Source organism: Chryseobacterium carnipullorum, from assembly GCF_003815695.1.
GTDB lineage: Bacteria > Bacteroidota > Bacteroidia > Flavobacteriales > Weeksellaceae > Chryseobacterium > Chryseobacterium carnipullorum.
Genome location: NZ_CP033920.1, coordinates 3,980,628 through 4,003,032, shown reverse-complemented (window position 1 = coordinate 4,003,032; position 22,405 = coordinate 3,980,628). Strand labels below are relative to the sequence as shown.

General features: G+C 37.0%; 19 protein-coding genes. 4 read left to right on the top strand and 15 right to left on the bottom strand.

What is annotated here, in order from left to right; genetic code table 11:
• Positions 1 to 43 precede the first annotated feature (43 nt).
• Together EG346_RS18255 and EG346_RS18250 are read right to left on the bottom strand one after the other, a co-directional pair.
• Complete coding sequence (locus EG346_RS18255; protein WP_123880610.1) at positions 44 to 538, bottom strand: GNAT family N-acetyltransferase; 495 nt, start codon at positions 536 to 538, stop codon at positions 44 to 46.
• Positions 539 to 543: 5 nt separating this feature from the next.
• Positions 544 to 1,056, bottom strand: coding sequence for a DUF421 domain-containing protein (locus EG346_RS18250; RefSeq protein WP_083564168.1), 513 nt, complete (start codon positions 1,054 to 1,056; stop codon positions 544 to 546).
• A 138-nt stretch (positions 1,057 to 1,194) separates the two neighbouring features.
• On the opposite strand from EG346_RS18250, the gene EG346_RS18245 reads away from it, so the two are divergent.
• A complete protein-coding gene (locus EG346_RS18245) occupies positions 1,195 to 1,746 on the top strand; it encodes a DUF3828 domain-containing protein (RefSeq protein WP_123880608.1) in 552 nt (183 codons plus the stop codon).
• Between the two features lie 50 nt (positions 1,747 to 1,796).
• Here the strand turns inward: EG346_RS18245 and EG346_RS18240 are convergent, their stop codons facing one another.
• Positions 1,797 to 1,931: a bacteriocin-like protein gene (locus tag EG346_RS18240; RefSeq protein ID WP_073336610.1), complete on the bottom strand. Its 135-nt coding sequence runs from the start codon at positions 1,929 to 1,931 to the stop codon at positions 1,797 to 1,799.
• Between the two features lie 203 nt (positions 1,932 to 2,134).
• Here EG346_RS18240 and EG346_RS18235 point away from each other — a divergent pair, with 203 nt between their 5' ends.
• Positions 2,135 to 2,620 (top strand): hypothetical protein, encoded by a 486-nt coding sequence (locus EG346_RS18235; RefSeq protein ID WP_123880606.1) that lies wholly within the window; start codon positions 2,135 to 2,137, stop codon positions 2,618 to 2,620.
• 156 nt (positions 2,621 to 2,776) lie between these two features.
• Here EG346_RS18235 and uvrA read toward each other — a convergent pair whose 3' ends face one another.
• The 5 genes from uvrA to EG346_RS18210 form a co-directional block, all read right to left on the bottom strand.
• Positions 2,777 to 5,608 carry an excinuclease ABC subunit UvrA gene (gene uvrA, locus EG346_RS18230; protein ID WP_073336614.1) on the bottom strand — a complete coding sequence of 944 codons (2,832 nt, stop codon included), beginning with the start codon at positions 5,606 to 5,608 and terminating at the stop codon, positions 2,777 to 2,779.
• Positions 5,609 to 5,889: 281 nt separating this feature from the next.
• Complete coding sequence (locus tag EG346_RS18225; RefSeq protein ID WP_123880603.1) at positions 5,890 to 6,822, bottom strand: YiiG family protein; 933 nt, start codon at positions 6,820 to 6,822, stop codon at positions 5,890 to 5,892.
• A gap of 21 nt (positions 6,823 to 6,843) precedes the next feature.
• Positions 6,844 to 8,727: a type VI secretion system baseplate subunit TssF gene (locus EG346_RS18220; protein ID WP_123880601.1), complete on the bottom strand. Its 1,884-nt coding sequence runs from the start codon at positions 8,725 to 8,727 to the stop codon at positions 6,844 to 6,846.
• A gap of 25 nt (positions 8,728 to 8,752) precedes the next feature.
• Positions 8,753 to 9,193 carry a GPW/gp25 family protein gene (locus tag EG346_RS18215; protein ID WP_123880599.1) on the bottom strand — a complete coding sequence of 147 codons (441 nt, stop codon included), beginning with the start codon at positions 9,191 to 9,193 and terminating at the stop codon, positions 8,753 to 8,755.
• Positions 9,194 to 9,362: 169 nt separating this feature from the next.
• Positions 9,363 to 10,775, bottom strand: coding sequence for an APC family permease (locus tag EG346_RS18210; protein ID WP_123880597.1), 1,413 nt, complete (start codon positions 10,773 to 10,775; stop codon positions 9,363 to 9,365).
• A gap of 143 nt (positions 10,776 to 10,918) precedes the next feature.
• Between EG346_RS18210 and EG346_RS18205 the strand changes: the two genes are divergently transcribed.
• Entirely contained in the window at positions 10,919 to 11,434 is a 516-nt protein-coding gene (locus EG346_RS18205) for a DUF4920 domain-containing protein (protein ID WP_123880595.1), read from the top strand.
• Positions 11,435 to 11,493: 59 nt separating this feature from the next.
• On the opposite strand, the gene EG346_RS18200 is transcribed toward EG346_RS18205, so the two are convergent.
• Positions 11,494 to 12,696, bottom strand: a complete 1,203-nt coding sequence (locus EG346_RS18200) for an IS256 family transposase (protein ID WP_123878212.1) — start codon at positions 12,694 to 12,696, stop codon at positions 11,494 to 11,496.
• A gap of 187 nt (positions 12,697 to 12,883) precedes the next feature.
• On the bottom strand, positions 12,884 to 13,993 hold the full coding sequence (locus EG346_RS18195; protein WP_123880593.1) for a M14 family zinc carboxypeptidase: 1,110 nt from the start codon (positions 13,991 to 13,993) through the stop codon (positions 12,884 to 12,886).
• A gap of 842 nt (positions 13,994 to 14,835) precedes the next feature.
• Between EG346_RS18195 and EG346_RS18190 the strand changes: the two genes are divergently transcribed.
• Positions 14,836 to 15,372: a helix-turn-helix transcriptional regulator gene (locus tag EG346_RS18190; RefSeq protein WP_123880591.1), complete on the top strand. Its 537-nt coding sequence runs from the start codon at positions 14,836 to 14,838 to the stop codon at positions 15,370 to 15,372.
• Between the two features lie 57 nt (positions 15,373 to 15,429).
• On the opposite strand, the gene EG346_RS18185 is transcribed toward EG346_RS18190, so the two are convergent.
• The 5 genes from EG346_RS18185 to EG346_RS18165 form a co-directional block, all read right to left on the bottom strand.
• The gene (locus tag EG346_RS18185; RefSeq protein ID WP_123880589.1) at positions 15,430 to 16,449 is read right to left on the bottom strand and encodes a T9SS type A sorting domain-containing protein; all 1,020 of its coding nucleotides are present in this window, start codon (positions 16,447 to 16,449) and stop codon (positions 15,430 to 15,432) included.
• Between the two features lie 223 nt (positions 16,450 to 16,672).
• Entirely contained in the window at positions 16,673 to 17,839 is a 1,167-nt protein-coding gene (locus tag EG346_RS18180; RefSeq protein WP_123880587.1) for a proline dehydrogenase family protein, read from the bottom strand.
• A gap of 64 nt (positions 17,840 to 17,903) precedes the next feature.
• Positions 17,904 to 18,833 (bottom strand): UbiA family prenyltransferase, encoded by a 930-nt coding sequence (locus tag EG346_RS18175; RefSeq protein WP_123880585.1) that lies wholly within the window; start codon positions 18,831 to 18,833, stop codon positions 17,904 to 17,906.
• A 10-nt stretch (positions 18,834 to 18,843) separates the two neighbouring features.
• Complete coding sequence (locus tag EG346_RS18170) at positions 18,844 to 19,770, bottom strand: mevalonate kinase family protein (RefSeq protein WP_073336688.1); 927 nt, start codon at positions 19,768 to 19,770, stop codon at positions 18,844 to 18,846.
• 347 nt (positions 19,771 to 20,117) lie between these two features.
• The gene (locus tag EG346_RS18165; RefSeq protein ID WP_123880583.1) at positions 20,118 to 22,283 is read right to left on the bottom strand and encodes a T9SS type A sorting domain-containing protein; all 2,166 of its coding nucleotides are present in this window, start codon (positions 22,281 to 22,283) and stop codon (positions 20,118 to 20,120) included.
• Between the last annotated feature and the right edge of the window lie 122 nt (positions 22,284 to 22,405).

The window sequence follows — 22,405 nt, the reverse complement described above, 5'->3', positions numbered from 1 at the left end:
AAAGTTTCACACTAATATCTAATTTGTAACTTCTAACTTTTCATTAATTTATTATTTCGCTTCTTTTTTCCATCATGATAATGTCTTTCCACTGTCCGTTCAATTTTCCGATTTTCTTTCGGACCCCTACGGTTCTGAAGCCGTTTTTCTGATGAAATCTTATGGACGCTTCATTTTCAGGAAAAATACCGGCCTGAAGAGTCCAGAATCCATGGCTCTCGCTGTCAAGGATCATTTTTTTCAGCAGGACCGAACCCAAACCTTTCCCCTGATACTTATTATCGAAATAAATACTTACTTCAGCGACTCCTTTAAAACATTCTCTCTTACTCACCGGCTTCAAGGCACACCATCCTACTATTTCATTACTTTCATTTTCCAGCACCCAGCGACAATCGTTAAAATATTCCATATTCCATGCTTCAGCAGTAGGAATTTCTGTTTCAAAAGTGGCTATACCACCCTCTACTCCCTGCCTGAAAATTTCCAATACCCTTTTTTCGTCACTGGGAAGCATTTCTCTTAATTCGTAATTCATTTTATTTAATGGTATTTTCTTTTATTCTTTCTTTTTATTCTTGAATAGTGTGTTTGCTTTCCTGTTTGATCCTGCGAAACCACACTGATATTTCCATCTACCTCAAGGATGGAAAGCTTTACATCTTTTATTTTTTCTACCCCGTGTTCTCTGATGGCCTCTTCCAGCTCATCTTTAGTGATCTTGACTCTGTTTAAAGCAGTCTGATCTATAATCCCGTCCCTGATCAGAACTACGGGATCTTCTTCCATGAATGTTTCGAATTTCCGGTTGGAAAACATGAGTCTTTTTAAAATAAAATTAGCCGCAAAGAGAACAAGTGCAGCAATAAGACCGCCCTGCAAGGAAGTATCGGGTCCTACCATTGCATTCTGGACCGCATTGGAGATCAGCAGCAATAAGACCACATCACCGGCATTGAGCTGCGAAAGCTGATTTTTACCAAAAAGACGGATAGCGATTACCATAAAAAGATAAACGCATAAAGAGCGTACTACGACATCAAGTATAGGGTTCACAGATCTGGATTTATAATCAAATGTATACATTTTTATGATTAGCTGATCAATTTATTTTAACCTTAAAAAATAAAACAGGATGGTAAAAGAGTGGCATATGGTTTGACAACTTGATTGCAAAATAAGTCTCTACAAATAATGATGAAACAAACCATTTTATTTCTAAGTGCTTTTCTTTTTCTCATATCCTGTAAAAAAGAAAAAATCAAAGAATCTCTACCTCCACAAACTGAGATCAGCAAAAAAGTTGATGAACTATACAAATTGTATGGGAATTCTAATGATGCGCTCTACAACCAGCCGTTTTCCGACCGTTTGTTTTCTCCAGAACTGAAAAAAGCTTTGGAAGCAGCTGTCAATGCATCAAAAGCTGATATGGAAAAGGTCAAGAAAAGCGATCATCCTGATGAAAAACCCCTGTTGTTTGAAGGTTCGGTTTTTTCAAGTTTATATGAAGGTTTTAGCGGATATAAAATAAAATCGGTTAAGGTCAATCCTTCCGGTACCTCAGCAGATGCGTTTGTTGAATTGGAATACACAATGAGTCCACCCACAATTAAGTGGACTGACACGGTGCATGTAATTAATTCCGGTCAGGGATGGAAAATAGACAACATCAGTTTTGATAGTATCGGAAATTCAAAAGATCTTAAATCAAGTCTGAAGGACTTCACTCAGAATGCTCAATAATTGTTAAAACCTCATCATAAAAAAAGCTGCTTTGAGAGCAGCTTTACTTTTTAAGGGCATTGAGCGATCGGAACCTCGCTGCATACTACTTTATTTAATCTTTCACAATAGACACAGTATTTCTTTGGCTCTCCGCCATAGACAGACTTTAATTCGGTTTTTGTCAGTTTTTTTAAATTCTTCATATTGTTTTAATTTGTGATTGGTCAATTTATAACGGAATTTTCAATCATTTATTACCACTTATTTTTAACCCTTTTATTATGTATTGCAGTCCAAATGAGTAGAAATCTTCTTGAAAGACCTCTATTCAGTGGGGAAATCTTGTTTTATAATTTATTCCGTATCTTGCAGTATACCAAAAACATCACATCAAAATAAATAAAATATGGAAATTATTACAGCAAAAGGAGCGCATGCAGGACAAATGGATCCCATAAAAAAAACACTGATTTCAAACAGTCTTCTTTCGGGCCATGATGACATGGGTAATTACAACAAAGGAATATGTCACGATGTGGTAGCTTATGCATTATATATGAGAGGGGCTGCTATATCTCCAAGTGAGCTTGTGCAGTTTCATGCGCAGGGATGGCTCAATAAGTTTGATTATTCTTCAGGAGAAAAATGGGATGGATACTCAATCATTCCCAAAGGAAAGGCAATAGGATTTTACAGAGTCCGAGATAAAACATGGTTTCATTCTGCTATCACTACGGGAAGCGGTACGGAAATCAGATCTGTGAACGGGTTTTCGCTGGGAACCGCTTGGTCAGTTCCTGTAGATATGAAATGGGTCTTAGGAAAACGTAATTCTGATGGAACATTTAATTATGACGGCACTAAAATAGAAGTTTATATATCTTCTTTATAAAAGATTCTGATTCTCAATTTTTAAGAATCAGATCCTATAAATTTTAATAAAAAGAGCGAAACCTATCCGGATCGCTCTTTTTTATTTTTTGTGAATACAAAATATCAGAAATAAAAAAGCCACAATCTCACCGTGGCTTTCTGTATTATTCAAAGTCTATTCTAATTCTCTTTTCAAAAATTTTCCGGTCAAACTTTTCTTAGACTTCACGATCTCTTCAGGGGTTCCCTGAGCTACGATTTGTCCACCATGTTTTCCACCTTCCGGGCCTACATCAATAATATGGTCGGCCAGTTTGATCACATCCATATTATGTTCAATAATGATGAATGAGTTTCCTAATTCTACCAGTTGATTAATAGCTTCCATCAGAATCTTTACATCCTCAAAGTGAAGTCCGGTAGTAGGTTCATCTAAGATATACAGGGTGTTTCCGGTTTGTCTTTTTGAAAGTTCTGTCGCAAGCTTAATACGTTGTGCTTCTCCTCCTGAAAGAGTGGTCGACTGCTGTCCTAAAGTAATATATCCCAATCCGACATCCTGCAGAGTCTTTACCTTAGCAAAGATCTTGGGAATCGGCTGGAAGAAATCTACCGCTTCATCGATTGTCATATCCAGTACATCGGAGATGGATTTTCCTTTGTAACGTACTTCCAGGGTTTCTCTGTTGAAACGTTTTCCGTTACAGGTTTCACAATGAACATATACATCAGGAAGGAAATTCATTTCAATGACTTTCAATCCTCCCCCCTGACAGGTTTCACATCTTCCTCCTTTTACATTGAAAGAGAATCTTCCGGGTTTATATCCACGGATTTTACTTTCAGGAAGTTCTGCAAAAAGATTTCTGATATCGGTAAACATTCCCGTGTACGTCGCAGGATTTGAACGTGGTGTTCTTCCGATTGGCGTCTGGTCTACATCTACAATCTTATCAATATTATCAAGACCTTCAATCTTCTTATAAGGAAGAGGCTCCTGAACCGCTCTGTAGAAATGCTTATTTAGAATGGGATATAAAGTTCCATTAATCAATGAAGATTTTCCGCTTCCTGAAATCCCTGTTACCACCACTAATTTTCCTAACGGAATATCAAGGGTAACATTTTTAAGATTATTTCCTGTAGCTCCTTTTAAGAGTATATTTTTTCCGCTTCCTGCTCTTCTCTCTGAAGGGACTTCGATTTTTCTTTTTCCATTAATATACTGTGCCGTAATCGTATCTGCCTTTAACAGATCTTTCGGTTTTCCCTGCCACAATATTTCTCCGCCGAATTTTCCGGCTCTCGGTCCAATATCCAGTACCTCATCAGCTTCCAGGATCATATCTTTGTCGTGCTCTACAACAATCACAGAGTTTCCGATATCTCTGAGGTTCTTCAGTGAGCTGATCAGTCTTTCATTATCTCTCTGGTGAAGTCCGATACTGGGTTCATCCAGAATATACAACACATTCACAAGCTGTGACCCGATCTGTGTCGCCAAACGTATTCTCTGTGATTCACCTCCCGAAAGCGTTCTGGAACTTCTGCTTAAGCTCAGATAATCTAAGCCTACATCCAAAAGGAACTGAAGTCTTGTTTCAATCTCTTTTAAGATCTCGTACGCAATGATTTTATTTTTTTCCGAGAATTTATCTTTAATGTATGATAACCATTCTTTTAAATCAGATAGGCTTAAAGCATTTACCTCAGCGATATTTTTACCGTCTATCTTAAAACTTAAGCTTGCAGGCTGAAGACGCGTTCCGCCGCATTCCGGACAGGTTTCTTCAGTGGTGAAATGTCTCTCCAGCAACACTGCTTCATAAGACTCTCTTTCATCAATGATCTCTTCCATAAAAGTAATCAGACCATCAAAGCTTATTTTTATCTTTTTGGTAATCCCTGCATATTTCAGGTCTTTATTAAATTCTTTATGGCATCCGTTGTAGATATAGTCTAAAGCCTCTTCGGGAATATCCTGCATAGGCGTTGCCATTCCCAATCCAAAAATCTCAAGGATATTTTTGATCTGAGAAAGAATCCATTTGTTGGATTTAATATCTTCCAGTGGTAATAGTCCTCCCTGGTTGATTGACAGTTTAGGATTTTCAATAAAATAATCTGTATTGATCTTTTTAATGGTTCCTAATCCTTTGCAGTCCGGGCAGCTTCCTTTCGGAGAGTTGAAGGAGAATGTATTCGGTTCCGGAAGTGCCAGTGAATGTCCTGTTTCGGCATCCATCAGGTTTTTCGAGAAGTATTCAATATCTGCACCTCCCAGTTTCTGGATTCCTATCACTCCCTCACCCATTTCCATTGCCGTACGCAGGGATTTTTCCATTCTGGATTCGGAGGCATTTTCCCCAATGATCCAGCGGTCGATAACGATGTCGATATCGTGGGTTTTGTAACGGTCAAGTTTGAGATCGTATTCGATGTCCTGAAGTTCACCGTCAATTCTCGCCTGTCCGTAACCTTTTTTAGCCATCTGCACGAAAAGCTCGTGGTAATGTCCTTTTCTGGAACGTACCACAGGAGCCATCAGCATTATTTTTTCACCTTTATAATTTTCCTTGATCGCTTCCAGAATCTGATCTTCTGTATAACTTACCAATCTTTTTCCTGTAGACAGAGAGTAGGCATCAGAAACCCTTGCATATAAAAGACGCAGATAATCGTAAAGTTCAGTAACGGTTCCTACAGTAGACCTTGGATTTTTGTTGGTTGTTTTCTGCTCGATAGCAATTACCGGAGAAAGTCCTTCGATCTTGTCTACGTCAGGACGCTCCAAGCCTCCTAAAAACTGACGCGCATAGGCCGAGAATGTTTCGATATAACGACGCTGCCCTTCGGCAAAGATGGTATCAAAAGCCAAAGATGATTTTCCGCTCCCTGAAAGTCCGGTAATGACAACCAGTTCGTTGCGCGGAATCTTAACATTAATATTTTTAAGGTTGTGTTCACGTGCTCCGTAAACTTCTATATATTCGGTTGATTTACTCATAATTTGGAGTGACTCTGCCTGAAAATCACAATGTGCAAAATTACGGAATTTTATGGAATTGTGTAAGGTGGAAAGTTTTTATTAAAGTTTAATTTTAGTTAAATTTTTAAGGGGTCAATATTGAGAAAAAGCATATCTGTCTTAATAATCAGAAGTGGAATTTCAGTTTCTGCTAACTACCGGCTGTTTTAGTGATTTTAATTGCTTTGTAGTATAAGCTCATAAAAAAGACTGACAGCATAGCATGTATCAGTCTTTTCCTATAAATTATATTGTAATCCCTATTTCACAAATGAATTGTATGAGTTGAGTACAGATTCATACGAGGAATCAATTTGCTGGATATCACCGTCGGAAATCTTTCCTGTGCCTTTAGCATCACGGATCAGTTTTCTATAGGTATCCAAAAAGCTGGAAGCAGTCTTATTGAAGCTTTCAAACTGTGCTTTTTTATAAGAATACTGAGGATCTTTCACGCTGAATTCTAATTTTGAATTGGCTTCTACCGTTTTGGCAAGCTCATCATATTTTTTCTGAGCTTCCGCTTCGTTGAACTTTCCTGAATACTGCTTATCCAACAGATCAATATTGGAATCAAGAGAGTTCATTACATTTTTGGAAGAGATGATGTACTCCTTCATCGGGTGATCCTTAAGAATTACTTCTTCGGCAGCATCGGTTCCCGGCTTAATTTTGGCCACCACGTTTTCTCCTGAAGTAAATAGAGCCTGAGCTTCCGTCTCAATATCCTTTGTGATGGCATCTGCTTTCGCTCCTTTATCGTCTTTATAATCTTCAGAATTCATATAGGATTTAAGCTCTTCAAACTTTTTCTCAATATTTTCTTTTTTAGCCTTGTAGATGTTAAAGTCTGCTTCTATCGCTTCTTTGTCTTTTCCAAACCCTGAAGGCACCTCTTTAATCTTTCCGAATGCATAATCCATTGAGTTGATCACAATAGGCATCATCACAACTCTTTCTCCTTTCGCTTTCGCTGAGGCGGCATCTGCGTATTTAAGTATGCTTTCGATATGTTTGGAAGTACTTTTATAGGAATCTAAAAAATTGTTGTTAAAATCAATAATTGCATTGGCATCATTTGCTCCGCCAAGATTCAAAACAGATTTACCCAGTGTACTGATGTCTTTTTTACAACTGATGACACTTACTGAAGTAAATGTCAGCGCCATTGCAAGTACGATAATCTTTCTCATATTTTATAGTTTAGGTATTATTTATATTTCGTCAAGATCGATGTCTTCATTGCTTATTTTTACTACATATTCGATCCCGTCAATAGCTTTTGAAATGATTTGGTTCCTTAGGATATTGGCCATATTTTCCCAGTAGGCTCTTCCGTAAAAAGAATAGTTCATAGGAATGATTTCCACCTCAACAGTTCTTACAAAACCTTCTTTAGGACGGTTGCTGATCATGGTTCCCCTTTTTACCCTTACTTCTTTCACCTCATCTTTCAGGATCATTCTGCAATAGTTCTTAACGTCTTCGAGTGAAATGATCTTATCTCTTGTGGTTAAAGCATATTTATACGCCTGAATACTATCTGTACCTTTCTGCTCTTCAGAACCACCTATAGTTTCTGTAAGAAGCACAACAGTCTGAGACTTCAGCTGATTGGAAAGTTCTGTTCCCGGACGCATATGATTCGCCAGTGTACAGTGGGTCACCCAGAAAGAAGCATAAGTATGGTCTGTTTTTTCTACAGGTTCCATGATCACGTAATTCAGCTCCTGTCTGATATTTCTTTTGGCGTTGTTTACTTTCTGCACCATGGTCTTCATTTTGTCAGACATTTCGCTGAGTACGCCTTTAACATTATCTCTGTTTAAAAGTGAAAATGCAGCGATCTCATCTCTGGTGAGTTCCAGCACATTGGCGATCATGTCTACCGCATTTCTATTGGTAAAACGTTCCATTCCTCCCTTTCTTACCGTATATAAACCTTTTTTAAGGTCATCGGCAGGAGTAAAAGGAATCTCGGTATATTTTCTTCCATCACCGTCCTGAACTTCATCCACATAGAGGAAATGTTCGCCTTCGTCTGTAACGAGAGGAATATTGTTTCCCATGATATCTAAACTGTATTCTGTTTTCTTCCAGCCTCTGTTATAAATGGGAAAAGCATTCATTACAAACGAAAAATTATCCAGAATTTCGGCAGAAAACTGGGGTGGAAATTCAAAAGTTAGCCATAGATAGCGCTTGTCGCCGATCTGTTTTCTGATATCCTCTTTTCCATCCAGAAAATCAAGGTTCTGCGGAAGCTTTCCAGGCTCTGAAAAAAGACTGCTTGAAAGTCCTGTGATTTCGATAAATTTATGGCGATAGATACTTTTAATATCTTCAATAGCTTTATTCCGTATTGATTGCTCTTTAAACATCTGCTCGTATCCTTCAGGCTGATTATTTGTAAGGTAGCTTAATCCCTCTCTTACAAACAAAGGATTTCCATTACTGGTTACCGTAATATAAGGAAGAAGCTTATAGACAAAGTCCATATGTTCAAAAGCAGGATTTGAGCAGAATACGCTTATATATTTGGGGAAATTTTCACTCGTATATCTGCTGACATCCACTCCTATCGTCACCTTTCTGTAATCTTCCGGTTTTCCCTGGAATCTGGCTACCGGTATTTTATTAAGTCTGTCATCAATGCTGTAGCAGGTATTTCCCACAAACATTACTGCAGTCTGTACCTTATTGATCCGCACATTTCCTACCGGCGTAAAAGGAATATTCAGCTGTTTGTCCGATTCCGATTTCACGGTAGAGGTCATTTGCTTACGGAAGAAGAATTCTGTATGTTCCAGCAGAACCTCCGAAGATTCGTAAGGCAGTGTAAAAGCAACCGCATGGGCAGGAACCGGATGAGTGTAAATGGAAGGCGTCAGAAGTTTTGCCAGTTTCTCAAGGATCCTTGCATTAACTGTCTGAATTTCGTTATTGGCTTTAAAGACTTCCGTACTGAAGGCGTCTATCAGTAATTTCACAAAAGGATCCAGAGATTGCGGGCTTTTCAGTCCCCACACTTTGGTGGCGTTCTGAAGCATTCTTGCTTTTACCGATTCTTTGGAATATATATTTTGATCTAAGTTCATAAATTTTTCTTGCTGTTAAAAACATTTAGTCAATAGACATCGGACTTAAAAATAATTCTGTAGAAAAGCTGAAACGCTCCCCTGTTGCCTCCATTTTTGCATTGATGGCAATTCTTACTTTCTTTTTGATCTCTGTGTGTTCTTTGGTATCGTAGCTGTGTTCTACAAATTGAATATGAGCATCAATCTGTGCCTGTACAATCCGTGGCTCGTATTCCTGAATCTGCCTTCTCAGGCTTTTGATGAAAACGCTTTCCCATACGGCGCTGGTAACTCCATTATCGAATTCCAGACTCCAGACGTCGTTTCCATAGTTGTCATCATATCGGTTTTCGCCTTTTTTGGTGGTGATCAGCAGCATGATATTGTGCGCAATGCTTTCTCCCATGTCGCAGATATCAATGCTCCCGCCTTCAGTCATGAGTGTTGAAGGCACAAAAGGCATTCTGTAATTTGGTGTATCCATAGTCAGCTTCTTATTTACTTCATGATCTAGTTTACTTAAAAAGAACTACCAAAATACACATTTTCATGAAATAAACAGGAAAATACCGCAAAAATATTATCAAAAATAAGGGCTCCCAGATTCGTCCGGAAGCCCTCAAGTAATATAAATTCGGTTAGATTTTAGCGTACTAATCTATTTGTTTTTTTCTGTTAATAAAATAATAAACCGGAAGTCCCAGCAAGACCATTACAAATCCAGGCCATGTGTATTGCTGTTTATAGATCAGAAGCAGTACGCAAAATCCTGTTCCGATCAGAAGATAGATGATAGGAGTTACCGGATACAACCACGTTTTATATGGTCTCTCCAGTTCCGGCTTCTTAAACCTTAAATAGATAACTCCGAAAACAGTGATCATATAAAATAAAACAATCACGAAAGAAATCATATCCAGGAGATTACCATACTGCCCACTCAAGCAAAGCAATGAAGCCCATATTCCCTGCATCCATAAAGCATTTTCCGGCACCTCATTTTTATTATTCTTCTCCGCTGAATTGAAAAACATTCCGTCTTTGGCCATGGTCTGAAATACTCTTGCTCCGGCAAGGATCAGCCCGTTGTTGCATCCGAATGTGGAAACCATCACAAGAACTGCGATAATAACAGTCCCTGCACTTCCAAAGATATTCTGTGATGCAGCCACCGCTACCCTGTCATTCGTAGCAAAAGCAATGCTGTCTCTGTCCAAGGCGTTTAGGTATACATAATTAACCGCCAGATAGAGAATCATCACTGCGGAAGTTCCGTAGATCATTGATTTAACAATATTTTTTTTTGGATTTTCCACTTCTCCGGAAACGAACGTTACACTTTCCCAAGCTACAGAACTGAAAACGGACCCTACCATTGCAGCAGCAATACCTCCAAGTAAAGTCATTCCACCAATCGGCTCCCAACCTTCTTTAAGAAAATTACCACTTATATCTTTTTTGAGATTATTATACGAATCTAACCCGAGACTAAAATTTTCAGACAGATGGGAGAAATCCACCAGAATAAATCCTGCAGCAATCAATCCTAGTAAAGCGATGATTTTTGAACCTGTAAATACATTCTGAAGCAGTTTCCCACTCTGAACACCTCTTGTATTAATATAAGTAAGTAAAAGGATAACGGCTATTGCCAAGATCTGTATCCATGTGATTTTAAATTCTCCACTCTGAAAAAGGGGTGCAGCGTCATTCAATGAGGGAATAAGGTACGCCGTAAATTTACCGAAAGCCATCGCCACTGCGGCAATAGTTCCCGTCTGAATCACTGTAAACAGTCCCCATCCGTAAAGAAACCCCATTTTTTTTCCAAAAATCTCTTTAAGATAAGTATATTGTCCGCCGGCCTTTGGAAACAAAGCTGAAAGTTCTCCATAACTGATGGCCGCTGCTACAGTCATTATTCCCGTAATGATCCAAACGATGACCAGCCAGAAACCGGATCCCAGATTCCGCATCATATCGGCACTAACAATAAATATCCCACTTCCAATCATGGAGCCCATTACCAGCATAATGGCATCCCAAAGTTTCAGTTTTTTTTGCATAGTCAAGTATAGGCGTCAAATATAAACAAATCTGACATTCATTTTGGAATTTGTTTAAAATTTACAGCAACACCTGCTTTTTATCAACTTTTTACCGAATTATTATTCAATTTTAATTAGTACTTTTGAAAAAAATATTAAAAATGAAATTCAAGGCTATTTTATTAGCAACAGCTGTAAGTGTTTCTACTTTAGCTTTTGCACAGGAGACCTTACAGAAAAAGTTCGGACCACCGGCAGGAAATGCTATTGTAGGTGATACTTACGGATCAGGAGTGGTTTCAACTTCAGAATCAAAAGCCATTACAGTAGATAAGCTGAGCAAGAAACTTAAAAAGGATAACAAAAAAGTGGAAGGCGTAGCTGTAAAAGGAAAAGTAACAGATGTATGTGAGAAAAAAGGATGCTGGCTAACGATTCAGACTGAAGATAATTCTCAGTTTTTCGTAAAAATGAAAGACTATGCATTCTTTGTACCGACCGCTTTAAAAGGTAAGACGGTAGTAATGGAGGGAACGGCAGAAAGAAAAGTAACTTCTATAGACGAGCAGAAACATTATGCCGAGGATGCCAAAAAACCTCAGGCTGAAATTGATGCCATTACCTCTCCTAAAGAAGAGATAAGGTTTGTAGCCAACGGAATCAAAGTAGTGAACTAGTCTCCGCTTTAAAGACACTATCCCACAAAGTGTGTAAGTTAAAAAGTTAGGCTTGGATTTTATAATCTGAGCCTTTTTTCAAAAATAAGGATAAATTGATTGAGAACAATGCCCCAATTTTGGATAGGCATCGTCCATTTTTTAGTAGCTTCTTTTAATGCCAGATACACTGATTTCATTACCGCATCATCGGTAGGAAAAGACATTTTGTTTTTGGTGTATTTTCGGATTTTTCCGTTTAGATTTTCAATTAAATTAGTTGTATAAATGATTTTTCGGATCTCTAAAGGAAAATCAAAAAATACAGTAAGTTCATCCCAATTGTTTCTCCAGGATTGGATAGCATAAGAATATTTACTTTCCCATTTATCTGCAAAATCATTGAGTGCTTGTTCAGCTGCTTGTTTTGTTGGAGCGGTGTAAATATGCTTCATATCGGCAGAGAATTCTTTTCTGTCCTTCCATACCACATATTTGCAGGCATTTCTGATCTGATGCACAACACAAATCTGGGTTTGAGATTCGGGAAAGACAGAGCGGATCGTCTGGGTAAATCCGTTTAAATTATCGGTGGCGGTGATGAGAATATCCTCCACACCACGGGCTTTTAAATCTGTGAGAACACTCATCCAGAATGCTGAGCTTTCATTTTTTCCAAGCCACATTCCCAATACTTCCTTTCTCCCGTCACGGCTTAATCCAACAGCCAGATAAACTGTTTTATTAATGACTTTGGAGTTTTCCCTTACTTTGAAAACAATCCCATCCATCCAGACAATGAGATACAAATCTTCAAGCGGGCGGTTCTGCCAACTTACTGCTTCACTTGCAACCGCATTGGTTATTCGTGATATGGTGGAAGTAGAAACCTCAAAATCATACATTTCACGGATTTGTTCCTCAATGTCTGATACGCTCATTCCTTTGGCATAGAATGAGATGATGATGTTTTCTAAACCATCGATAATGTTGTGCCTTTTGGGAACTAATGCGGGCTCAAAACTACCTTCTCTATCTCTGGGAACCTTAATCTCGGATTCCCCAAAAGACGATTTTATCTTTTTGGTTCCATGACCGTTTCGATAATTTCCATTAGTTGTTTTACCATGCTTTTCGTTATCCAGATGACTGTCCAGCTCTGCATCCAACATATGCTCCACGGCTTTTTTGTGCAGTTCTTTGAAGAAGGATGTTAAATCTTCCCCATTCTTAAAGGATTTGTAGAAATCCTTGTTGTTTAATAAATCTTCTTTGTCAATCATAACTATGTAATGTTAAAAATAATAAAAAGTTATTTCCGTAAAATTTTTTGAGCTCTAAGGGCTCAAAATTTTCCAGAATAACTTTTCAACTTACACAGTTAGTGAGACACTACCGCTTTAAAAATAAATAACGTCCTCAAGAAGTACTCCTTTTTGAGGACGTTTCGTTTATGTGTACTCATACCATCTAATCTTCTATTGTAAATTCAGCCTGAGCATCCAGTTTTGGATATTTAGTAGCCGCTATAAACTTCTTTCCTGTACAGTCTATTTCAAGCCAACCTTTTTTACCTTTTACGTCTCCTACTTCCATCACAAACGGAACGAAAGATATCTCATCTTTTCCTTCTTCGATCATTTCGCGGTATTGAACTGCAACATCCAAAATGCATTCATGGTCTGTATTGAGTTTTACATTCCTGTAAATAATATCGTAATGCGTTTCCTTGTTTTCAGGTATTTCAAGGTATTTCTCCCAGCCCTCTGTATCAGAGTTCAATTCACTGATTGCCTTCAAAGCATAATACAAAGCGATCGTATAATATTTTCTGGTTTCTTTTCTCGTATAATCCTCTACGAAATGGCCCCCTTCAAATAAAATCGTAGGCATTCCTGCCTTAATAAAATTATCTCCTGTAGAGGTTGGATAAAACTCATCAGAGTATCTTCCAATCTGGTTGGGAATTAATTCTTTTAAGTTTTCATATACCCTTCCTATAACAGCCATACATTTTTTTCTGTTATCCGTTACCGTACGTTCTACATTTTCTGAAGGAGCCAGAAACGAAAGAGTCGCCGGATGGATCCCGTCTGTTGTGAAAATGGTTCTCTGCTCATGAAGATTTAACGCATAATCATAGGTATCTGAAGCCGCAGCCTTTTTAAGAAATTTAATCTCCTTACTGGACTCATTATGGAAATCTCTGTTCAGATCAATCTCAACAGCATTAAGTCTTGTCCATTTTTCCGATCCGTCAGGATTAAGCATAAAAATAAAATCAAGCCTGATCTTGCTCAAAAGATCTTCTTTCATTTCGGAAGCCTTATCCAAAGTTTCAAGCAGGTCGAGCATCGCATGGGTAGCGTTTGATTCGTTACCATGCATTTGTGACCAGGCAAGAACTTTAACAGTTCCTGTTCCTACGCTTAACTGATAAATAGGCTTATCTAAATATGATCTTCCAATCTCTTGAATGTAACCGCTGAGATTGGCCTGTAAATAAGAAAATAATTTTTCAGGGGAAATATAGCGGTTTGAGAAATTAGGATTTGGAAAATAGATCTGTTCAAAATTCATTATAAATAATTTACAAGAGTCAAATTTAATGATTTTTAGACAGAAAAAATTAGTTAACATTTGTAATTTACCTAAACAAGCCTGACTGCCATTTTGTCTGTGGATAAAATTGTTAATTAAATACAATATAGATAAAAAAATGCAATTAACACTAAATCAGTTTATTATAAAGTTTATATCAATTATATTTACAACATTACTTTAAGCTTAAAAGATACTCAATATCTTTCAATAGGCATAATAAAACTAAACAATAAAAATGTGGAAAACTCAGCAACTGACCTCTGTATACAAATGTAAAATTGGATTTTTTGACATTTAATGCTGAATTTCAGAGTGATTTATAGTTTAAAAGGATCTTAATATGAATTCACAAAATCCGAATTTAGGAAAAGAATGATTCCTTCTCCATTTATAACATAATAGACTTATAATAAAGTGTTTATCCTGTTGTTTACTTTTGTATACACCGTAATAACCCCTTCTTTTATGTATAAAGTGACCTTTTATCATAAAAAAGCGATAATCTATAATTTACATTTGAAAACACCAATAATTAATTGATTAAAAGATAGTTATCCTTATAATTAAACCCATTTTGACATTAGTAAACAAAGTAATATTTAATGATAACTATTTAACAGATAAAACACAGGCATCTATAATTTACTTAGTTAAATAGATATATAATAGAAAATAAAATTATATAAATGACTATATATTAAGTAATTAAATTTAAGTTTACAATTGTACACGACCGAAATTTAGAGCTATTTACTTTTGTAACTTGTCTATGTAAATTATGTTATTTACATTTGTAAAACAATTGACAACTTATTTTTATGAGTTTAAACGAAAGAATTTCCAAAGTTATAGAGTATTCCAACCTCAGTTCTTCTGAGTTTGCAGATGAAATTGATGTGCAGCGATCTTCCATATCCCATATTACTTCCGGAAGAAACAAACCGTCTCTTGAATTTATTATAAAGATCAAATCCCGTTTTCCTGAAATTCTTTGGGATTGGCTAGTGACAGGAGAAGGTGAGATGTTGAAATCTGACTTACCTGAAATAGAATCTTCCCCGGAAGAGAAAACGGAGGAGGAAAAAGTAAAACCTACTCCTCTGACCGATTTATTTACCATGATGAAGGATGATGAAGATTTCGGAACAGAAGAGGAAATTGAGAGCCTTAATGAGAGCCCGCGAGAATCGTTTACACCGCCCCCATATAAAGCTCAGAAAAATATATCCGATTCTCAGCGATTAGACCATTCAAATGATCAAATCATTAATCAAGTTATTGGAAATCAATCCAGTAAGATAAAGAGAATTGTTTTGTTCTATGAAAATGGAAAATTTGAAAGTTTTGAGCCATAAAAAACCTGGCCAAAGAAAATGACCAGGATAAAAAATATTTGAAGAAGAAAACTAAAGCTACTGCTTTATTAATTTTGTAATTTTTGTATGGCCGCCTTCATTCTGTATTTTCAGAATATAGTTTCCTTTCGGCAGATCCGAAACATTGTATTCTTCAGAACCTTTCAATGTTTTTATTAACTTTCCGGAAGCATCTATAATTTCCACACTGTTTATTTTAAGTTTTTCAGGATTATTAATTCTGAAAATATCTTTTACGGGATTCGGATAAGCCTGTACTCTGTTATCATATTGCATCGTTTCCTGTGTTCCTAATGTTGCAGCAGTAAAAGTAATGACAAAAGGCATATCCAAAGGATAGTCCGGGGCAGTTGCAGGATTTCCGGCATCTACAACACTAGTCCAAGTTCCACCAATAGCATCAAACTGTTTGGCATTAAAGGTAGCAAGTCCTCGATTTCCTACGATGGTGACCGGAGGTAAAAATCCGGCGCTAGCAGGAACTACATTTTGCAACTGATATTTTATCCAATACGTTCCCGGGCCTAAAGTTTTAGGAGTACTGGCTGTAATTTTCCATATCTTCCTGATGGTTCCCGGCGTGGTGGGAAGAGGTACCTGACTATTTCCAATCCTGTACATATTGGAATCTACACCAGCACTGAATCTGTTGGTTGTATCATCTCCATATACACTTACAGCACCTGTTATCGAAGGATCTGAACTAAAAATATTAACCCTTACCGTATTAAAAGGTGAAGTAGTCCCCGCGTAGCTGGTCTGATAGGCAAAAAAATCAATGGTAGTCATCTGCCAGCTGGAACCCGCTGGAACTGTAAAATCATCTGCGAGAAAAAAGCTTGCTGTCGAAGAGCTGAATGTTCCACCCAATCCAAGACTGGTATTAGATTCTGTAGTATTCCCTGTGTTATTCTGAAGTTCAGACCATGTATATCCAGTCGGTGCTGCAGTACCGCCTTTAGAAGTAGCTCCGGTACTTAAGCCTCCATTATTATAGGTTTGGGCGAAGGCAAGGTTAGCTGTCATACAGACAGCAACGAGTAATGTTTTTTTCATATATTAGTTTTTATTGGTTGAATCAAATGTAGAAAATTATAACAAATTAAACAATAAAAAGTTAATATTTTTAATAAATATTCAACATAATATTATTTTATATAGATTATCATAAATAGAAGATAACTATCAAAATTCATTATTGGATCACCTTCTTATATAAATAGATTAACAAAAAAACCTGCAAAAATTGCAGGTTTAGCATCTATAATAATAATTATAACTATTTTTTTCTTCTGTCCAGTTCTTTTTTGATAAGACCCAGCTCTCTTCCCGTTTGTCCGGCTACAGAAGTATTCTCTCTTGCTCTTCTTGTAAGATATGGAACCACATCCTTAACGGGGCCATAAGGCAGATATTTAGCCACATTATAGCCTTTATCTGAAAGGTAGAATGAAATATTATCACTCATTCCGTAAAGCTGTCCAAAATAGATGTGTGGATTTCCGTTTTCCAGAGATTTTGCTTTCATTTTATCCATGATCAATTCTGAAGAAATCTCATTATGGGTACCGAAAAATGCAGATACTTTATCTAAATGATTCATGACGAAATCAATTCCCGCATTGTAATTTTTGTCTGAAGCTTCTTTGGTTGGCTGGATAGGATCCGCATATCCTTTTTCTGCGGCTCTTGCCCTTTCCTTCTCCATATAAGCACCACGAACGATCTTATATCCAATGAAATAATTCTTTTCTCTTGCTCTCTGAAGATCTTGCTCCATATATTCCAGTCTGCCTGTCCTGTACATCTGGATGGTATTCCAAACGATCGGCTTTTCCTGGTTATATTTTTCCATCATCTGTTCACACAGTTGGTCTGCCGCATCCTGCATCCAGGTCTCTTCAGCATCTACCATTACTTTTTTATCATTTTCATGACAAAGTCCGCATACTTCATCAAATCTTTTAACGACTCTTGCCCATTCTTCTTTCTGGCTAGAAGTAAGTTCAGCCCCTTTTCCCACCGCTTCATAAAGGTCAATTCTTCCAAAAGCAGTTGGCTTAAATACAATAAAAGGAATCGCCGGATTTCCTACCGAAAATCTGATAATATCTTTAATTTCCTTGCACACTGCATCAAAAGTTTCTTCATCTTCCTTACCTTCAATCGAGTAATCGAAAATACTTCCTACTCCTCTTTTAAACAACTGTTTAACCACTTTCATACTTTCTTCACGGGTCTCTCCTCCGCAGAACTGTTCAAACAAAGTGCTTTTTACAATTCCCGTTACAAAAGGAAAATTGTTGTGTACTGTAAAATTAAGGACAGAAGTTCCAAGACTGGTAAGAGCAGGCTGTTCAATCATTTTAAACATCCAGTAGGCCTTTCTCAATTGTGCATCAGACTTGTCTGCAAATGCAACTTTAGTATCGTTAAAAATGGGCATTCCTTTTTATTAAATTTAGTTTTGCAAAGGTAATAATAACCTCAGTTTATTTAAAGAAATTTTTCTATAATTTATTCTCAATTCCGTTCAATAGCATGGCTATAATTCCTATAAAAACCCAAAATCTTAATATATTGAGGGTAAAGAACTTATTTCTTCGGGAAGAACTCAATAAAAGATAAATACAAAGAATCATCACAAACAGCCCTCCAGTAAAATAGTAAGCCATAAATCCGGAAATACCGGTTTTGGCAATAAGCTTCATAGAAACAGCCATGGTGATCATCAGTAGAGAAATAATAATGATCTGGGTATTTCTGCTTTTAAAATAGTTAGGAATTGTGGTATACCCAAATGCTTTGTCAACACTTTTAGTAAGCATATCTTTGACAATATCGATGCATAAAAGTATTAGGAAAAGAAAAATAGCCATCAACATCACCTTCCTGGAAAACGTTTCATAATACACCATCATTCCAAAAAAAGGATATAATGTGAGACTTACAAAAGTAAGATTATTGATCATCAGCAATCTGCTTAATTTATGGCTGTAAAACCACATAAAAAACTGGTAAACGACAAAGAATGCAAAAACTTTATGGGAAATCGTCCAGGCGACACCAAGAGAGATGGCACTAAGAACAAGATAAGCATATAAAAAATATTTCTGCTTGATGAAACTTTGGATTCTGGTGCGGAAAGGCTTTACAATATGATCTTTTTCAAGGTCATAAAACTGATTGATGATTCCGCCAGCCAGAATAGTCACTACCGTACAGAAAATAATACCGTGTACTTTGAAATCGAAGACAAATTTTCTAAAGGTTTCATCCTGATTAAAAAGGAAAAAAGTAGATACATACAAAGCAAACGTAAGCAATAGTGCTACAAAAAAACGGGCACCGATAAGAAAGCCAACGAATTGCGAAAATCTGTACAATATAGATTTCGAGATGTAATTTTTAGACTGGAAAGTTTCTTTTTCAGAATTCATTCCAGTTTTTTTAAAATCTGTAAATCACTTCTTTCTGGAAGCCTTCAAGCATTTTTTCTGCTTTCGCGTAATCTTTGGTAAAGCCAAGAATATATCCACCTCCACCGCTTCCGCAGAGTTTCAGATAGTAGGCATTAGAATCAAGTCCTTTTTTCCAGATGTTGAAAATACTTTCAGGAATCATAGGGCGGAAATGTTCATAAGCCCAATGGGAAAGCTTTTTCAGATTTCTGAAGAAAGGATTCATGTCTTTTTTAAGGAAAGATTCGATGCATGCATTGTTATAACGGATGAACTCCTCTTTTAGGGTTTTCCGGAAACCTTCGGTCTTCATTTTTTCAAAGAAGATCTGGATCATAGGTCCGGTTTCTCCGGTGATCCCACTGTCGATAAGGAATATTGCTCCTTTTCCTTCCTCTCCATCTGGGATGGAAACACGGTCCAGGTTTTCTTTATTTTCGATAAGAATCGGCAGATTCATGTAACAGATCAAAGGATCCATTCCTGAACTTTTACCATGGAAATAGCTTTCCATCTCTCCGAAGACAGTTTTTAATTTTTTCAGATTATCTTTTGAAATCTGGTCAGGATCTAATTTGCTGATTGCATATTTTTCGAAAATAGCAGCAACCAAAGCTCCTGAACTTCCTACTCCATATCCCTGAGGAATATTGGAATCAAAGAAAAGTCCTGATGCAATATCATTTTTAAAGCGTTCAATATCCAACTGAAAATCATCAGAAAGATCAAGCGCTGCAAGGAAATCAGAATATTTCTGCAGATGTCTGTTGGATTTAAGTTCAAATTCAGAACTCAAATCTGAGAATTTAAGGGTTCCTTTATAGAAACTGTAGGGTACTACAAGACCCTGAGAGTCTTCAATCATCCCATATTCTCCGAACAGAATTATTTTTGCATAAAATAGAGGGTTCGTCATTTTGACAATAAATCTTTTTACAAAGTTAAAATTATTCCGCTGAATATAAGCAAAACTCAAGCCGAATTGCAATTTATTACTAGATAAAAATTCTTTTCCTTTTAATGAAGCCAACAAAAAATCAGGCTATTTTATTAAAACAAAGTAAAAAGCCTGAACTCATCAGGCTTTTATTATTAGGTTTGAACGGCAAAAAGGGATATTAAGTTACAATTAGACCTTTCATTTTCTTACCATTGGCAGAATTTGATGGGTGCTATTAAAATAGAATGACGATAGGTCGTACCTCTTCTATTTTGTTCCTCAACAATTTCCTTTTTCCCATATCAAGCTTCTTAATTCTTTAATTATTGTTTGATAAATTTTTTATTGACCGTCTGCTTATCCGTTTCTACTGTTACAATATAGTTTCCGGTCTGGATAGATGAAACATTTACTTCCTGTTTATTTCCTTTCAGTGAGGATGCCGACATCACAAGTCTTCCTGCTTCATCATATATTGTATAAGATCTTAAAACGTCTTTAGAAGAAATAACGATCATATTTTTGGCAGGGTTGGGATAAACCGTTATTGTATTATCATTTTTAGTGACGTCATTAACCCCTAAAACATTGCACGAAAAATTAACTTTCCATCCATTATCCGTCACTCCGGGATCAGATACAAACTTTACCGTAATGGCTCCGGAAGAATGAGTAGAAGTAAAAGGACCCGGTATTGTGCTTCCTGTGAGATTATTGCCATTCGCAAATACAGGGGAAGCAGTAGAAGGTCCGTTATAGATAGACATGAAATCATAGTCCTGCTCCAAAGCAAATTCTGTAAAATTCATTGTCAGTGCTCCTGAAGAAGGATAAAATGTTTTAACAATTGTTTCGTTATTGTCGTATCCTGCAGTCTGACCTCCAGTATCTGTAAACGATGTGCCATCACACCATGCTCCATCTGTAAGAAAGAGCTGAGTTCTCTGATAAGCATTGGATCCGGAACAGTTCGTTCCTACTGACAATTTATAATACGTTGCAGGCTGAAGGTTACTAAAATTAAGTGCCTGAGCACTTGTATTTCCTGATTGTACAAGGGAACCGTCTGTTTTGGTCAGTTTATATTTCCACGATGCCGACACTGCGTCAGTAAATGCTGCATTAGCGGAAACCTGTGTAATATTTGATATGTTCATTTGTGTAATGGTAGATTCACATGCGCTAGTACAATTGGTTCCCAGACATGGTTTTGACTCAACGGTATTTCTGATCAAAGCAGCAGGCTGCGGTCCAAATCCATTATTAAAGCTAATTCCTACTCCGGAAATGAGGTGACAGTAGCTCATAATAGATCCTTTCACTGTTGTCGAGGGAATTGGTCCTGTACATCCTTCGCTGTAACCAGCCTGAGCTCCGCATCCGTCAATTGCAGTATTATTTCCGTTCCATGCACACGCATGCGTATGCGGAGATCCTAAACTGTGTCCCATTTCATGGGTCATCGCCTGAATCGTCCATGAATACACAGGAACATTAGAATAGGTCTGTGAAATCCCCGAATACGCATGTTTATAGGTCCCACATAGAGAATTGACATACGCAACACTCGTTGTAGCCGGAGCGTTGATCAGATGCGCAAGATCACCATTAAATGTCTGCCTGTTATTCCTAAAACTCAAAAGATTATTGTTTGGAGTTCCCGTGTAGGGATCCTGTGTGGTCCAGATAAAAATCTCATTCAATGCTACTTTAATCTCATCATTACTGTAGAGTGTGGCAATATTGTTATGAACGGCAGTCAGCCAGTTTGTAGTAGTGGTTACATCTGAATTATTATTCTGATAAGGCTTAAAGCATACTTCATAATAGATTCTCACACAATTCTCCGTCATCGCTTTTTTATCTGTAGCCGGATTGAATGAAATATTTTTTGCCTGATTTTCTTTCAGCTCATCTACTCCACATACGAAAGGGTTAGCTCCTGTGAGTTTTGCTTCTGAATAGCTTACAAATTCTTCAGCATTTTTTGCTTTTCCAAGAACCACATTTCCAAGCTCAGAAGTAGAAGCCACACCTACGATATCACCATTAAAGAAACTGAAAGCTGCAATAGAAGTATCATCTCCTTTTACAATTCCAATATAGTAGGCTCCCGGAGTATAGTTTACTATTTCTCCCTTATTGGTCACCACTTTGAAATCATTGGTGAAAATCTGATTTTTATAAAGCTCTACAGTAATCTGTTTATCTCCTTCAAAAGGAAAGCTTATTTCAAGGTAATCGGGTTTTTCAGCAACAAGCCTTTTCAGTTGTGCAGATTTAACATTCATGACGGTAATGTCGGTCGCTGCTCTTTTGTATTCGGCGAGCTTTTGTGTTGACTTATTCACGTCAAACAGATCATACTTCTGAAAAGTATTTTTTTCTGCATGATAGTCGGATATTTTTTGTGCAACAGGTCTCAGTTTTTGGGAAAAGCCAAGGACAAAGCATTGCAGCAAGCATAGCAGTAGAATTTTTCTTGTCATATTTCACTTAATTAGATATACAAATAAACAAAAAAAATCAAACTATAGTGAAAAAAATAATTACATTTTAATACAAATTTTAATGTAACTATCAATGAAATGACAGATAGAACAACATTTCT

Excerpts from the sequence above, each read along its gene's own strand:
- EG346_RS18165 (WP_123880583.1), bottom strand. The coding sequence starts at position 22,283 with ATGACAAGAAAAATTCTACTGCTATGCTTGCTGCAATGCTTTGTCCTT.
- EG346_RS18255 (WP_123880610.1), bottom strand. The coding sequence starts at position 538 with ATGAATTACGAATTAAGAGAAATGCTTCCCAGTGACGAAAAAAGGGTA.
- EG346_RS18195 (WP_123880593.1), bottom strand. The coding sequence starts at position 13,993 with ATGAATTTTGAACAGATCTATTTTCCAAATCCTAATTTCTCAAACCGC.
- EG346_RS18235 (WP_123880606.1), top strand. The coding sequence starts at position 2,135 with ATGGAAATTATTACAGCAAAAGGAGCGCATGCAGGACAAATGGATCCC.
- EG346_RS18210 (WP_123880597.1), bottom strand. The coding sequence starts at position 10,775 with ATGCAAAAAAAACTGAAACTTTGGGATGCCATTATGCTGGTAATGGGC.
- EG346_RS18225 (WP_123880603.1), bottom strand. The coding sequence starts at position 6,822 with ATGAGAAAGATTATCGTACTTGCAATGGCGCTGACATTTACTTCAGTA.
- EG346_RS18205 (WP_123880595.1), top strand. The coding sequence starts at position 10,919 with ATGAAATTCAAGGCTATTTTATTAGCAACAGCTGTAAGTGTTTCTACT.
- EG346_RS18220 (WP_123880601.1), bottom strand. The coding sequence starts at position 8,727 with ATGAACTTAGATCAAAATATATATTCCAAAGAATCGGTAAAAGCAAGA.
- EG346_RS18245 (WP_123880608.1), top strand. The coding sequence starts at position 1,195 with ATGATGAAACAAACCATTTTATTTCTAAGTGCTTTTCTTTTTCTCATA.
- EG346_RS18175 (WP_123880585.1), bottom strand. The coding sequence starts at position 18,833 with ATGAATTCTGAAAAAGAAACTTTCCAGTCTAAAAATTACATCTCGAAA.
- EG346_RS18200 (WP_123878212.1), bottom strand. The coding sequence starts at position 12,696 with ATGATTGACAAAGAAGATTTATTAAACAACAAGGATTTCTACAAATCC.
- EG346_RS18180 (WP_123880587.1), bottom strand. The coding sequence starts at position 17,839 with ATGCCCATTTTTAACGATACTAAAGTTGCATTTGCAGACAAGTCTGAT.
- EG346_RS18170 (WP_073336688.1), bottom strand. The coding sequence starts at position 19,770 with ATGACGAACCCTCTATTTTATGCAAAAATAATTCTGTTCGGAGAATAT.
- EG346_RS18185 (WP_123880589.1), bottom strand. The coding sequence starts at position 16,449 with ATGAAAAAAACATTACTCGTTGCTGTCTGTATGACAGCTAACCTTGCC.
- EG346_RS18215 (WP_123880599.1), bottom strand. The coding sequence starts at position 9,193 with ATGGATACACCAAATTACAGAATGCCTTTTGTGCCTTCAACACTCATG.
- uvrA (WP_073336614.1), bottom strand. The coding sequence starts at position 5,608 with ATGAGTAAATCAACCGAATATATAGAAGTTTACGGAGCACGTGAACAC.
- EG346_RS18190 (WP_123880591.1), top strand. The coding sequence starts at position 14,836 with ATGAGTTTAAACGAAAGAATTTCCAAAGTTATAGAGTATTCCAACCTC.
- EG346_RS18240 (WP_073336610.1), bottom strand. The coding sequence starts at position 1,931 with ATGAAGAATTTAAAAAAACTGACAAAAACCGAATTAAAGTCTGTCTAT.